At 61.7% G+C, this 12,104-nt stretch carries 13 protein-coding genes and 1 tRNA gene; 5 read left to right on the plus strand and 9 right to left on the minus strand.

Translation table 11 applies throughout. The features are described from left to right. Positions 1-54: 54 nt before the first annotated feature. The 5 genes from AAC850_RS13730 to argH form a co-directional block, all read right to left on the minus strand. Positions 55-225 carry a hypothetical protein gene (locus AAC850_RS13730; RefSeq protein WP_340589424.1) on the minus strand — a complete coding sequence of 57 codons (171 nt, stop codon included), beginning with the start codon at positions 223-225 and terminating at the stop codon, positions 55-57. Positions 226-331: 106 nt separating this feature from the next. Then, positions 332-1,117, minus strand: coding sequence for a precorrin-2 dehydrogenase/sirohydrochlorin ferrochelatase family protein (locus tag AAC850_RS13735; RefSeq protein WP_340589425.1), 786 nt, complete (start codon positions 1,115-1,117; stop codon positions 332-334). 2 nt (positions 1,118-1,119) lie between these two features. Next, positions 1,120-2,382, minus strand: coding sequence for a diaminopimelate decarboxylase (gene lysA / locus AAC850_RS13740; protein WP_340589426.1), 1,263 nt, complete (start codon positions 2,380-2,382; stop codon positions 1,120-1,122). A 14-nt stretch (positions 2,383-2,396) separates the two neighbouring features. Beyond that, positions 2,397-2,642, minus strand: coding sequence for a hypothetical protein (locus AAC850_RS13745; protein WP_340589427.1), 246 nt, complete (start codon positions 2,640-2,642; stop codon positions 2,397-2,399). Further along, positions 2,639-4,015, minus strand: coding sequence for an argininosuccinate lyase (gene argH, locus AAC850_RS13750; protein WP_340589476.1), 1,377 nt, complete (start codon positions 4,013-4,015; stop codon positions 2,639-2,641). The genes AAC850_RS13745 and argH overlap by 4 nt, the downstream gene beginning before the upstream one ends. 19 nt (positions 4,016-4,034) lie before the next feature. Here argH and AAC850_RS13755 point away from each other — a divergent pair, with 19 nt between their 5' ends. The 3 genes from AAC850_RS13755 to AAC850_RS13765 all read left to right on the plus strand — a co-directional run bounded on the left by AAC850_RS13755 (position 4,035) and on the right by AAC850_RS13765 (position 5,902). Continuing rightward, positions 4,035-4,646 (plus strand): TlpA family protein disulfide reductase, encoded by a 612-nt coding sequence (locus tag AAC850_RS13755; RefSeq protein ID WP_340589428.1) that lies wholly within the window; start codon positions 4,035-4,037, stop codon positions 4,644-4,646. 96 nt (positions 4,647-4,742) lie between these two features. Then, positions 4,743-4,818, plus strand: a tRNA-Val gene (locus tag AAC850_RS13760). Positions 4,819-4,921: 103 nt separating this feature from the next. Further along, positions 4,922-5,902, plus strand: coding sequence for an asparaginase (locus AAC850_RS13765; protein WP_340589429.1), 981 nt, complete (start codon positions 4,922-4,924; stop codon positions 5,900-5,902). A 17-nt stretch (positions 5,903-5,919) separates the two neighbouring features. On the opposite strand, the gene AAC850_RS13770 is transcribed toward AAC850_RS13765, so the two are convergent. After that, positions 5,920-6,894 carry a winged helix DNA-binding protein gene (locus AAC850_RS13770; protein WP_340589430.1) on the minus strand — a complete coding sequence of 325 codons (975 nt, stop codon included), beginning with the start codon at positions 6,892-6,894 and terminating at the stop codon, positions 5,920-5,922. Between the two features lie 189 nt (positions 6,895-7,083). On the opposite strand from AAC850_RS13770, the gene AAC850_RS13775 reads away from it, so the two are divergent. Both AAC850_RS13775 and AAC850_RS13780 read left to right on the plus strand, forming a co-directional pair. Further along, the gene (locus tag AAC850_RS13775) at positions 7,084-7,578 is read left to right on the plus strand and encodes an RNA polymerase sigma factor (RefSeq protein WP_340589477.1); all 495 of its coding nucleotides are present in this window, start codon (positions 7,084-7,086) and stop codon (positions 7,576-7,578) included. Beyond that, entirely contained in the window at positions 7,575-7,949 is a 375-nt protein-coding gene (locus AAC850_RS13780) for a DUF6768 family protein (protein ID WP_340589431.1), read from the plus strand. Before AAC850_RS13775 ends, AAC850_RS13780 begins: the two co-directional genes overlap by 4 nt. On the opposite strand, the gene AAC850_RS13785 is transcribed toward AAC850_RS13780, so the two are convergent. The 3 genes from AAC850_RS13785 to serA form a co-directional block, all read right to left on the minus strand. Further along, on the minus strand, positions 7,950-9,239 hold the full coding sequence (locus AAC850_RS13785) for an adenylosuccinate synthase (protein ID WP_340589432.1): 1,290 nt from the start codon (positions 9,237-9,239) through the stop codon (positions 7,950-7,952). An 86-nt stretch (positions 9,240-9,325) separates the two neighbouring features. After that, positions 9,326-10,438: an ATP phosphoribosyltransferase regulatory subunit gene (locus AAC850_RS13790; protein WP_340589434.1), complete on the minus strand. Its 1,113-nt coding sequence runs from the start codon at positions 10,436-10,438 to the stop codon at positions 9,326-9,328. 56 nt (positions 10,439-10,494) lie between these two features. Then, on the minus strand, positions 10,495-12,090 hold the full coding sequence (gene serA, locus AAC850_RS13795) for a phosphoglycerate dehydrogenase (RefSeq protein WP_340589435.1): 1,596 nt from the start codon (positions 12,088-12,090) through the stop codon (positions 10,495-10,497). Between the last annotated feature and the right edge of the window lie 14 nt (positions 12,091-12,104).

A 12,104-nucleotide genomic window follows, 5' to 3' on the forward strand; every position in this document is an offset into this window, starting at 1 on the left:
ATTTGTCCGCAACGCCGCGATGAAAGGATGCACATCCATCGTCTGGCCCGAACGTTAGAACAAACCGCCGCTGGGAGGCGCGCTGTCATAGACAAGCGTGGCGAGCACGATGATCGTATCGTCATGCCCGGGAGTTTGCGTCGGGCCAGTCGGGCCCGCACCAAACATGCCGGTGAGCGTGGTGAGATCGGGCAGACTCGCCAGATCGATCTTGGGAAGTTTCATGGAATTTCTCTCCGTTGAGGGAAGGCGCGACGGATTGTCGACCCACGGAAAGATTGCCGCGCTGCTAGGCGCAAAGGAAATTAAATTGCTGTAATGTAGTTGTTTATTACGTTTTCGCCGTTTTGAGGATAACGACCAGACCATCTGGCATGGGACCAGTTATCGGAAGAACCAATCGTGCCGCGTCGGCTCGCGCGCGGTTAAGAATATCAGCGGAAACAGTTGGTTCCGCGATTACGGCATCGGCCATCCCGAGAAGGCGCGATTGTCGTATGGTCAAATCTTCGGGGTCATCGCTCAAGAGCAGGAACTCATGAACCTGCGCGGTTTCCGAAGGCCATGATTGCCCCAGCCAGGCATCGACCTGCGCTTCACTACCCTGCACCAGCGGATCAAGCATACCGCCCTCGCCCAACGCCTGATCGAGCGCCCGGCGACGGTCGGACATGGCCGGAAAACGCGCTCGTATCGCATCGCGTGCGGCAAAAAGTCTGTCAGCCAATTGCCCCAGATTGGCGGGAAGCAATCGCTCGAGCCGCAAGCGTAGCTGCTTGGCCAGGCCCGCCGATGCTCCGCCGGTGCCAACCGCAACCAGAACCGGCTCACGATCAAGAATACTGGGCGTGGTAAAATCGCACAATTCGGGTCGATCCACGACGTTGACCAGCAGTCCGGCACAGCGCAGGCGAATAGCGTCGCTTTCGCACATCGCTGGATCGTCGTGCGCCACGAATGCCAGCCGTGCGCCTTCGTCCAGCCCCTCTTGCAAGGCGGTAACCACTCGCCCGCCCGCGCGCTCCACAAGGCGGCGCTTTGGCTCAGCCATCTCGCCCTCACCCAGCACGATGACCGGTTGACCGGCAATCGAGTGGAAGAGTGGCAGTTGCTGCATTACTAGAGGAGGAAGTCCGGCACACGCTCGGCATCGGCAATGCTACCGGGCAGGATGCGATCTGCAACCACGGCAAAATCCGCTCCATCGACCATGACCTCGGCCACGAAACCGCGCGAATTGTAACTGCTCGCCATGGTCGCGCCATATGCGCCAGCAGTGCGGAAAACCGCTAAATCGCCGGAAACGAGAGCATCGGTATCGCGGCCCATCGCAAAGGTGTCGCCTGTTTCGCAGATTGGCCCGACTATGTTGGCAGTCATATGCTCGCCGGTGGGCTTGACCGCGTCGAAATCGTGCCATGCACCGTAGAGCGCCGGTCGCGCCAGATCATTCATCGCCGCATCCACGATGACAAATGGATCATTGAGCCCACGCTTGACCCTGATGACACGGGTGAGCAGCACGCCGGCATTGCCAGCTATCACGCGGCCAGGTTCGAACATCAATGTGACGTCCCAACCCTTGGTTGCGCGCGCGACCATGGCGCCATATTCGGCCGGACTGGGGAGGACCTCGCCCTTGCGATACGGCACGCCCAGCCCGCCGCCCAGGTCCATATGGCTGATCGTATGGCCAGCAGCGCGCAATTGGCGCAAGCTCTCGCCCAGCTTGGCAAAGGCAGCTTCGAGCGGCGCCAGTTCGGACAATTGACTGCCAATATGGACGGCAAGACCGCGCAGATTGAGGCCGGGGAGCGCAGAAAGCTCGGCGAACAGTTCGGGCGCGCGGTCGATGGGAACGCCGAACTTGTTGTCCGCCTTGCCGGTCGAAATCTTGTCATGCGTGCCGGCATCGACATCGGGGTTCACCCGCAGCGCGCAATTGGCAACCTGCCCGCGCGCAGCCGCGATGGAGGCCAGTTCCCGACCTTCCTCGCCCGATTCGATGTTGAATTGCCCGATTCCCTCGTCGAGACCCTGCGCCAGCTCGGCATCGGTCTTGCCCACGCCGGAGAACACGACGTCCTCGGCTGGCATACCGGCAAGCAGTGCCCGCGCCAATTCGCCGCCGGATACCACATCCGCGCCGTAACCTTCGCGGCTGAGAAGTTTGAGCACGGCAAGGTTGGGATTGGATTTGACTGCAAAAGCGAGATGGGGCGGCTTCTCAAGCCCGCCCAGCGCCTCGCGAAAGACGCGCGCATGTCGCTCGAACGTGGCGCGCGAGTAGACATAGACCGGCGTGCCGACTTCGGCAGCAATGCGTGACAAAGGCACGTCCTCGGCGTGCAATTCGCCGTCTCGGAGATGGAAATGGTCCAAGTTCTTGCGCCCTGTTACCTTTCGGGGGGAAGATCGAATGGGTCGTCTTCACGCTCTTCGCTCGAGCTTCGCAGCTCAACGCTCCGTTCGGGTGCTGCCTGCGGATCAATCGCAAGCAGCTCTTCGGCATCGAGCGGCTCGGTCGCACCATATGGGGGTTGCGGCAAGCTTTGTCCGGGAAGCGGTTGAAGTTCGGTGCGCTGGCCGCACGCTGCGAGCAGTAGGATTGCGGCGAGTGCCGTCGCGGTGCGTTTGATCATTGGTCCATCCCCAGCGACTTGCGGGCCTCTGCAATCTGCACGCGTACCTGTTCGGGCGCGGTGCCGCCATAGGAATTGCGCGCCGCGACCGAGGCTTCGACCGAGAGCGCCTTGTACACGCGGTCGTCGATTCGCGGATCGATGACCTGAAGTTCTTCCAGTGAAAGCTCATCAAGCGCACTACCCTTGCCTTCCGCAAGTTTGACAGCTGCTCCGGTGATGTGATGGGCTTCGCGAAATGGGATGTCGGCCTCGCGCACCAGCCAGTCGGCCAGGTCGGTCGCCGTGGCATAGCCCAGTTCCGCCGCCTGCCGCATCCGCCCGGTCCGGAAGTCCGCACCCGCGACCATGCCTGTCATTGCCGCAACGCATAGCTGGAGCAACCCGGCCGCTTCGAAGACGGGAGGCTTGTCGTCCTGCATGTCCTTGGAATAGGCGAGCGGGAGGCCTTTCATCGTCATCATGAGCGCCATCTGGCATCCGACGATCCGTCCTGCGTGGCCGCGAACCAGCTCTGCCGCGTCGGGATTTTTCTTCTGCGGCATGATCGAGCTGCCGGTGCTCAGCGTATCGGGCATCCGCACGAAGCCGAAAGGCTGGCTTGCCCAGATCACGAATTCTTCCGCGAGACGCGAAAGATGCAGCGCGCATTGGCTGGCCGCGCCGAGGAAATCGAGTGCGAAATCGCGATCCGAAACAGCATCGAGGCTATTGGCGGTCGGGGCGTCGAAACCGAGCGCCTGCGTGGTCATCTTGCGATCGATCGGGAAGCCGGTCCCGGCAAGCGCCGCGCTTCCCAGCGGAGATTGGTTCAACCGCACCCTCGCGTCCTTGAAGCGGGAAACATCGCGCGCGATCATCTCGTAATAGGCCATCAGATGATGACCCAGCGTTACCGGCTGCGCGGTCTGCAGATGGGTAAAGCCCGGCATGATGGAATCGGCGTGCTGACCTGCTGTCTCGACGAGCGAACGCTGCAACCCGGCGAGACCTTCCAGCAAGGAATCGGTCTCGTCACGGACCCACAGGCGGAAGTCCGTCGCCACCTGATCGTTGCGGCTGCGCGCAGTGTGGAGCCGCCCCGCGACCGGGCCGACCAGTTCGGCCAGCCGGGCCTCGGTGGTCATGTGAATGTCTTCGAGATCCCAATTTTCGGGGACGCCATCGGCTTCATATTCAGCCGCGACCTTTTCGAGCCCGCCGGTGATTGTGTCGGCATCCTCTACGCTGACAATCTTGCAGGCCGCAAGCATGGCGACATGCGCCTTGCTCGCCGCTATATCCTGTTGCCACAATTGCTTGTCGAACGGGATACTCGCATTGATCTCGCGCATTATGGCAGAGGGGCCTTCGGCAAACCTGCCGCCCCACATTGTATTGGAGGAATTATCCTTGGCCAAATCGCGCCTTTCGTCTGTCTTGGTCGCCTGCCTTGCGGCGGGGCTGCTTGTGGGCTGCGATACCGATGCGGACAATGCGGCGCAAGAAAAGGCGAGTGCGGAGGAGGAAAGCGAATCTTTCGCACTGACCGGCACGCTCGACCGAAGCTTTGCCGGAGAGGCAATGCCCGAGATCACCCTGACCGATCCCGATGGGGCCGAATTGGAACTGGCCTCGCTGAGCGAACCGGTGCTGATCAATCTGTGGGCGACATGGTGCGCGCCTTGTGTAGTCGAAATGCCGTTGCTGAACGAACTTGCCGCGGATCTGGATGGACAGGTCCAAGTGCTGACCGTCAGCGAAGACCTGCGCGGTGCGGAGGTGGTGGTGCCGTTTTTCGAGGCGCGTGAACTGCCCAACCTGCCGCGCTGGATGGACCAGCAGAACGACCTCGCCTTCTCCTACGGCGGGGGTGCAGTGCTACCGCTGACCATACTCTACGATGCTGACGGACGCGAAGTCTGGCGTGTTATCGGGGCCTATGACTGGGCAAGCGCGCAAGCACGCGAGGAAGTGCTTGAAGCCACTGCTGGAGACTCCGCCTCCGTCGCTGTTGATCAATAAGCAGCTCATTTCTGCGCCAATCGCACCAATAGCGCACTTTGCCCCTTTCACCCCGGCTATGTGTGCGCTAAGGGGCCTGCGCTACACAATAGTGTAGGGCGATTAGCTCAGTTGGTAGAGCATCTCGTTTACACCGAGAGGGTCGGCAGTTCGAGCCTGTCATCGCCCACCATTCTAGACCAGAGAATGTGGTTCGCAGGATCATTGATCCGTAGAAATTTACGAACAAGGTCGACAGGCTGGCGCGTTTCATCGCCAGCGTCTATCCGCCACGCATGAGCGACCAAGCAATCCTCGTTCTGGCCACCGGCGGCACAATCGCCGGACAGGCCGGATCCGCCACGCGAGCCGACTATCGCCCTGGCCAGATCGACATCGCCGATTTTCTCGCGGAGTTCGATGCACTGGGAGTCGATGCGCGGCTGGAAGGTCGGCAAGTCGCCAATATCGATTCGGCAAACATCGGACCGGAAATCTGGTGCCAACTGCATTCAGCCTGCATGGACGCCATGAGCGATCCTTCATGCAGCGGTGTCATCATCACGCACGGGACGGACACGGCAGAGGAAACCGCTTTCCTGCTCGACCTGACGTTGCCGACCACAAAGCCGATCGTGCTGGTGGGCGCCATGCGTCCGGCCGATGCCGTGGGCAGCGATGGCCTGCGCAATTTCGCCAATGCAGTGCAGATCGCTGCGCATCCTGCCGCAGCCGGGCGCGGCGTCTTGCTGGTGATGGGCGATACGGTCCTGTCGGCTCGCGATGTGCGGAAAGCGCACACGGGCGGCACCAACGCCTTCAAGGGATTTCCGCGCGGCCCCATCGCGCTTGCTACCCCGTCGTCGGTCGATTGGCTCAGCCCGCCTTGGCGTGTCGAGGAAGCGGCACGCTTTGTCCTTCCCGGGAAGATGCCACGCGTATCCATCATCTATGCCTATGCGGGAATGGATGGAGCGAGCGTGACGCAAGCTCTCGAGCAAGGTGCCAAGGGTATAGTGTTGGCAGGATTTGGCGCGGGCAATTCACCCGACACAGTGCGAGAGGCGCTGGCCGATGCCGCGCATGGCGGCGTACCCGTAGTCCGCGCAACGCGCGTGGATGAAGGGCTGGTCGACCGCGAGCCGCAGGATACCGCTAATGGCTTCATTGCCTCGCGCGCGCTCGGACCCGCAAAGGCGCGTATCCTGCTGCAATTGCTGATCGCCAGCGGCGTGACCGATCCTGTCGAAGCGCAGGCTGCATTCGATCGCCGTTGACAAGCGGCGGTTCGTAATCAAGCCATTGCCATCGCGTCCTGTCCCACTTCCGCGAAATAGCGCGCCATCGCATCGGCACCCTTGTCGGACAGTTCGATGAAGGCGCGGCGGCGGTCAGCATCGTCTTCCACGCGATCGAACAGTCCCGCGTGCACCATTTGCCCGATCCAGCGCAGCGCCGTAGTCGGTGGAACGCCAGAGGCGATGCAGAGTGAAGTCACCGAAACACGCTGGTGTTCGACGCGAGCGGCGGTCAGGTCGAGCAACATGTCCCAAGCGGGATCGGCGAACAGATCCGCATCGAGAAATTTCGCACGGGCTGCGCGCTGTTGGATGATTTGGCGCACGAGCCGCGCATCAGGCAGCGGCGGGCGCGGCTTGCGCACCAAATCGTTTTCAGCGCGATAGGAGGTCGAGGGGCTTTCGAAGCGGAAGGCGCCCCCGCCAGCCTTCTGGCCCCAGCCGCCCGAAGCGCTGTCTAGCTTGTCGAGCCGTCCGGCAATATGGCCGACCTGCTCCGTCAGGCGCAGCAATGTCAGCCGATCATCTTCGGACAGTTCGCGCAGGCGCAGGTTTGGCGTTTCAGCCAGCACGCGGCCCAGCGCAATAACGCGTTCGGCCCGGAGCGGATTGACGAGGATTTGTGGATTGGACTGCGAACAGCAGCCAAAAACCGCATCAAGCGAGTCCATCGAAGTCGAAATTACCAACCGAGCACCTGATTTGGCCGCCCTGCTGTCGAGCCGCGCCAGCGTCGCCATGGCGGCGACATCGGGGTTCGGGCAGTCGACCAGCACGATTTCACCGAGCGCCCGCGCATCCCCCGCCAGCAACTGGTGCAGATCGCCGCGCTCTCGCACCGTCAGGCCTGCCTGCGTCACATCATCTTCGAGGTCGCCGCGCAGCATGTCGCAATCAGCAAAGATGGAAACCGCCAGCGGCAGGCCTGCTGCATCAGCTGCCAGATCATATGTGAAATCGGCTTGCGCCATAATCGGATTCCCCTGAGTCGCTATTCGAGAACACAGTGAGAACAAACAAGGATCATGTCAAGAATTTGAATGCGTGGCCGTTAAGGATTGAACCTTTTCGCTTTCACCACCGACTATCCATGCGAAACAGGAGTTCGGGATCGGTCATTGCGCAATGCACAGAATATATACGACGAGCTTCTCGTCACCATGGTTTGGGGCGGAGATCGCTCTGCGATGGACGAACTGGCGCGGCGCTGGCACCCGCGCCTGCTGCGTTCGGCACGACGTATGTTGGGAGAGGATGAGCCGGCCCATGCCGTCACGCAGGAATGCTGGGTAGCGATCATCCGGGGTATTCATCGCCTGTCCAATCCGGAGCGTTTTGCCCCATGGGCATTTACTATCCTGCGCCGCAAATGCGCTGATGCAATCCGCAGCCAACAAGCAAGGCGCCTGCACGATGGTGATGGCGAGCATGCTGAGATTGCCGACCATGGCGATCCAGGAGGGAGCGTGTCGATCCTGCAAGCCTTCGCCGCGCTTGCGCCTGAACAACGCCTCGCCGCACATCTGTACTTCGTCGAGGGCCTGACCCTCGCCGAGATCGCCGATGTGCAAGACATTCCAACAGGCACTGCCAAGTCACGCCTGTTCCACGCCCGCCGAAAATTGAAGGTAGCATTATCAGGAGAAGAGAAATGACCGATATCGATGACAGGATTGGTGCCGCGCTCGACGCCGATGACCGCGCATTCCTTGAAAAACTGGACGATGGTCGCGGCCTGTTCCGCCAGATCGGTGACAGCCTCAACGGCCCGCTGGGCGGATGGGCCAAACTGATGTTCGCGGTGACATTCGTAATCGGGATCGCGCTGGTTTATTTCGTCTGGCAACTGGTCACGGCGGACAGCCTGGAGGAGACGATCCTGTGGGCCACTGCAACGCTTACCGGACTGATCATGCAGGGTTTCCTGAAGCAATGGTTCTTCAGCCGCATGAACATGATCGCGATCCTGCGGGAACTCAAACGGCTCGAATTGCAGATCGCGATGCTTCAGGACCAGCGCGGCTGATCAGTCCTCGAACGGATCACGCACGAGGATCGTATCGTCGCGTTCGGGGCTGGTCGAAACGCTCGCGACCGGGCATTCGATCAGCTCCTCGATGCGGCGGATATACTTGATCGCCTGCGCCGGAAGATCGGCCCAGCTGCGCGCCCCGACCGTGGTGCCTTCCCAGCCTTCAAACTCCTCATAGATCGGTTCGACCGCAGCCTGTTCGGCGGCGTGCGCAGGCAGGTAATCGAGCACCTGGTCACCCAGCCGGTAGCCGGTGCAAATCTTGATTGTATCGAACCAGTCAAGCACGTCGATCTTGGTGAGCGCGATACCCGTCACGCCCGAGAGCGCGCAGGTCTGGCGCACGAGCACCGCGTCGAACCAGCCGCACCGGCGCTTGCGCGAAGTGACAGTGCCGAATTCATGGCCGCGCTCGCCCAGTTTCTGGCCGGTTTCATCCTCCAGCTCCGTCGGAAACGGGCCGCTGCCAACACGGGTGGTGTAGGCCTTGACGATACCCAGCACGAAACCCGCTGCGTTGGGACCAAGCCCGCTGCCGCTGGCGACCGTGCCGCTGACCGTGTTGGAGCTGGTCACGAAGGGATAAGTGCCATGATCGACATCGAGCAGCACGCCTTGCGCACCCTCGAACAGGATCTTCGATCCAGCTTTCTTTACCTCGTTGAGGCGTTTCCAGACCGGCTGCGCAAACTGGCCGACGAAAGGCGCGATCTCGCGCAATTCGGCGAGCAGGCCTTCGCGATCGACCGGGTCTTGCCCGAAACCAGCAAGCAACGCGTCATGATGCGCGCAAAGCCGGTCGAGCTGCGGTTCGATCTTGTCGAGATGCGCAAGATCGCAAACGCGGATCGCGCGGCGGCCGACCTTGTCTTCATACGCGGGACCAATGCCGCGCCCGGTGGTGCCGATCTTGCCCTTGCCGGCAGCCGTCTCGCGCAATCCATCCAGATCGCGGTGCATCGGCAGGATCAGTGCGCAATTGTCGGCGATTCCGAAATTGTCGGCCGTGATGGACACGCCCTGCCCTTCGAGCTTGGCGATTTCATCGCGCAAGGCCCACGGGTCGAGCACGACGCCATTGCCGATCAGGCTGAGCGTTCCGGTGACGATACCACTTGGCAGCAAGCTCAGCTTGTAGGTCTGGTCGCCGACAACCAGCGTGTGTCCGGCGTTATGGCCGCCTTGGAAACGCACCACGGCATCGGCGCGACTGGCGAGCCAATCCACAATCTTGCCCTTGCCTTCATCGCCCCATTGGGCGCCGATTACGGTGACATTGGCCATGGAGGTGTAAACCTTTCAAATTGGGACCGCCGCGCCCTAGGCAATGGCGGTGACTAGGGCAACCAGACAGAGTTGTTTCTTCGCAGTCAAAGCGGCTTCGCGGCACCGTTATCAAGCACATGGGTGCAACCCAGCACCGCGCCATCGTCGTCATCGTCCAGTGCCGCGACCGTGCGCCAGCCCTCGCTGCGCAACTGATCGGCTTGGGCGACATCGTGACCCAGCGGCAGGAACAGCTTTTGCCCCAGATCCTCCTCCGCCTTGACCGCTTCGATCAACGCATCGGGATAGAGCGAGAAGCCGGTCGCAGGCTCATCGCTGCCGCCGATGCAATAGGTGCCACCTCGGCCAAGCGCACCGCGCACGCCTTCGGCATAAAGCGTGAAACCGAACCAGCTTTGGTATTCGAAGCCATGGCGTTCGGAGGGATCGAGAGTGAGGCGCGCACGCCCCTTAACCCGATTGGCGATCTGACGCAGGCCTTCAATCCGTGTGCCCAGAACACCAGTCGTATCGAGTTCAACCAGCCGCTCTACTGCCTCACCAAAGGGGCCTGTCGCGTGGATGAGTGGCAAGTAGGCTTCGCCGCCCGCTTCCACCAATCCCCCGGCATCCTTGGTGTCGAGTTCGCGCCGGACGGCCATCCGGGCTGCTTCACTCAAGGGAAACGGGCCATCGGCCAGGGTATCGACAAGATCGGGCAGCGTGAAATCGACCGAGATGCCTGTCGCCCCCGCCGCTTCCAAGGCGGTAATCGCCAGCGCAACAGCTTCGCCAGCAGCGGCTGCGCCATCGCTGCCGATGAGTTCCGCGCCGACCTGCAAACTCTCGCGCTGCGGATCGAGCATGTCGCCAGCAATCCGCACGACCTGTCCGGCGTAACAGAGCCGCAGCGGGCGCGGCGCATCGGCCAGCCCGGTCGCGGCAATGCGGCCGACCTGAACGGTGATGTCGGAACGCAGGGCAAGCCCGCGAAGGCTCCGCGGATCGACGAAACGGAACATGCGCCGCGTACGAAGCCCGTCCATGCGCCGTGCCATCGACTGTTCGAATTCGATCAGCGGCGGACGCACCCGGTCAAACCCGTGTCCGCGCATGACATCGAGCATGGCACGCTGGATGCGCGCCGCGGCTGCCGCGCTTTGCGGCAGGCGGTCTTCCAGTCCTTCGGGCAACAGGTCTTGTGTAGGATCGGTCATGCGGTGGGCCTAGCCAATTCGCCACCCCGGCGAAAGCCGGGATGGCGGTCGGTTTGTCAGAAGCTCAGTGCCTTGACCTTCTTCACGCCTTCCAGCGCGCAGACGGCATCCTGCACTTCCTTCGTGGGTGCCTGATCCAGCGTCAGCAACAACACGGCATCGCCGCCACGGTGCTTTTCGGCAATTCGGCGGCCGAGGTGGAAGTTGCCGATATTGACACCCGACTCGCCGAGCACCGAGCCGAGCCGCCCGATGAATCCGGGGGCATCTTCGTTGACGATATAGATCATGTGGCCTTCCAGATCGGTTTCGATCCGAGTGCCGGCAATCTCCACAAGGCGCGTCTGCGAATCACCAAACAGGCTGCCTGCCACTTCACGGCGACGATCCGAGGTCGCGACGGTCACGCGCAGCAGCGTGTGATAATCGCCTTCCCTTGCGTGGCGAACCTCACGCACGTCCAGCCCGCGTTCCTTGGCGAGGATGGGCGCGTTGACCATGTTGATCGTGTCCGACCAGGTGCGCATCATGCCCGCGAGCACGGCAGCGGTGATCGGCTTCATGTTCAGCTCTGCAGCAGCGCCTTCGACTTCGACGGTGAGTGAGTGGATATCGGGCCCTTCCAACTGGCCGACCAGCGAACCCAGCTTCTCACCAAGCGAAATATACGGCTTGAGGCGCGGCGCTTCCTCGGCACTGAGGCTGGGCACGTTCAGCGCATTTGTGACACCGCCGCTAACAAGGTAGTCCGCCATCTGCTCCGCCACCTGTAGCGCGACATTGACCTGCGCCTCGTTGGTGGAGGCACCAAGGTGCGGGGTGCAGATAAAGTTCGGTGCGCCGAACAGCGGATTGTCCGTGGCAGGTTCTTCGAGGAACACGTCCAGCGCCGCTCCTGCAACATGGCCGCTTTCCAGCATATCCTTGAGCGCAACCTCGTCGATCAGGCCGCCGCGAGCGCAATTGACGATTCGCACACCCGACTTGGCCTGTTCGAGCCGCTCGCGCGAGAGGATGTTGCGAGTCTCGTCGGTCAAAGGCGTGTGGAGGGTAATGAAATCGGCGCGCTGGAGCAGCGTACCCAGATCGACCTTCTCGACCCCCAGTTCCATCGCCCGGTCAGCCGTCAGGAACGGATCGTAGGCGATGACCTTCATCCTGAGGCCTTGTGCGCGACTGGCGACGATTGCGCCGATATTGCCAGCGCCGATCAGGCCGAGCGTCTTGCCGGTTACTTCGACGCCCATGAAATCCTTCTTCGGCCATTCGCCCGCTTGCGTGCGGCGGTTGGCTTCGGGGATCTGGCGAGCGAGGGCCAGCAGCATGGCAATCGCGTGTTCGGCGGTCGTGATCGAGTTACCGAAGGGTGTATTCATCACCACCACGCCGCGGGCAGAAGCCTTGGCAATATCGACATTGTCGACACCGATACCGGCACGGCCGATGACCTTGAGGTTGGTCGCAGCTTCGAGGATTTCGGGCGTCACCTTGGTCGAGGAACGGATGGCAAGGCCATCATATTCTCCGATGCGCGCCTTCAATTCCTCGGGCGTTTCACCGGTGATCACATCGACATCGCAGCCGCGCTCTTCGAAAATTCGCGCGGCGTTGGGGTCCATCTTGTCGGAAATGAGAACTTTGGGTTTGGTCATGTCTAGCCTCGTCA

The sequence above is a fragment of the Erythrobacter alti genome, assembly GCF_037996805.1.
Taxonomy (GTDB): Bacteria; Pseudomonadota; Alphaproteobacteria; order Sphingomonadales; family Sphingomonadaceae; genus Alteraurantiacibacter; species Alteraurantiacibacter alti.

Excerpts from the sequence above, each read along its gene's own strand:
- AAC850_RS13730 (WP_340589424.1), bottom strand. The coding sequence starts at position 225 with ATGAAACTTCCCAAGATCGATCTGGCGAGTCTGCCCGATCTCACCACG.
- AAC850_RS13735 (WP_340589425.1), bottom strand. The coding sequence starts at position 1,117 with ATGCAGCAACTGCCACTCTTCCACTCGATTGCCGGTCAACCGGTCATC.
- AAC850_RS13745 (WP_340589427.1), bottom strand. The coding sequence starts at position 2,642 with ATGATCAAACGCACCGCGACGGCACTCGCCGCAATCCTACTGCTCGCA.
- argH (WP_340589476.1), bottom strand. The coding sequence starts at position 4,015 with ATGTGGGGCGGCAGGTTTGCCGAAGGCCCCTCTGCCATAATGCGCGAG.
- AAC850_RS13765 (WP_340589429.1), top strand. The coding sequence starts at position 4,922 with ATGAGCGACCAAGCAATCCTCGTTCTGGCCACCGGCGGCACAATCGCC.
- AAC850_RS13770 (WP_340589430.1), bottom strand. The coding sequence starts at position 6,894 with ATGGCGCAAGCCGATTTCACATATGATCTGGCAGCTGATGCAGCAGGC.
- AAC850_RS13775 (WP_340589477.1), top strand. The coding sequence starts at position 7,084 with ATGGTTTGGGGCGGAGATCGCTCTGCGATGGACGAACTGGCGCGGCGC.
- AAC850_RS13780 (WP_340589431.1), top strand. The coding sequence starts at position 7,575 with ATGACCGATATCGATGACAGGATTGGTGCCGCGCTCGACGCCGATGAC.
- AAC850_RS13785 (WP_340589432.1), bottom strand. The coding sequence starts at position 9,239 with ATGGCCAATGTCACCGTAATCGGCGCCCAATGGGGCGATGAAGGCAAG.
- AAC850_RS13790 (WP_340589434.1), bottom strand. The coding sequence starts at position 10,438 with ATGACCGATCCTACACAAGACCTGTTGCCCGAAGGACTGGAAGACCGC.
- serA (WP_340589435.1), bottom strand. The coding sequence starts at position 12,090 with ATGACCAAACCCAAAGTTCTCATTTCCGACAAGATGGACCCCAACGCC.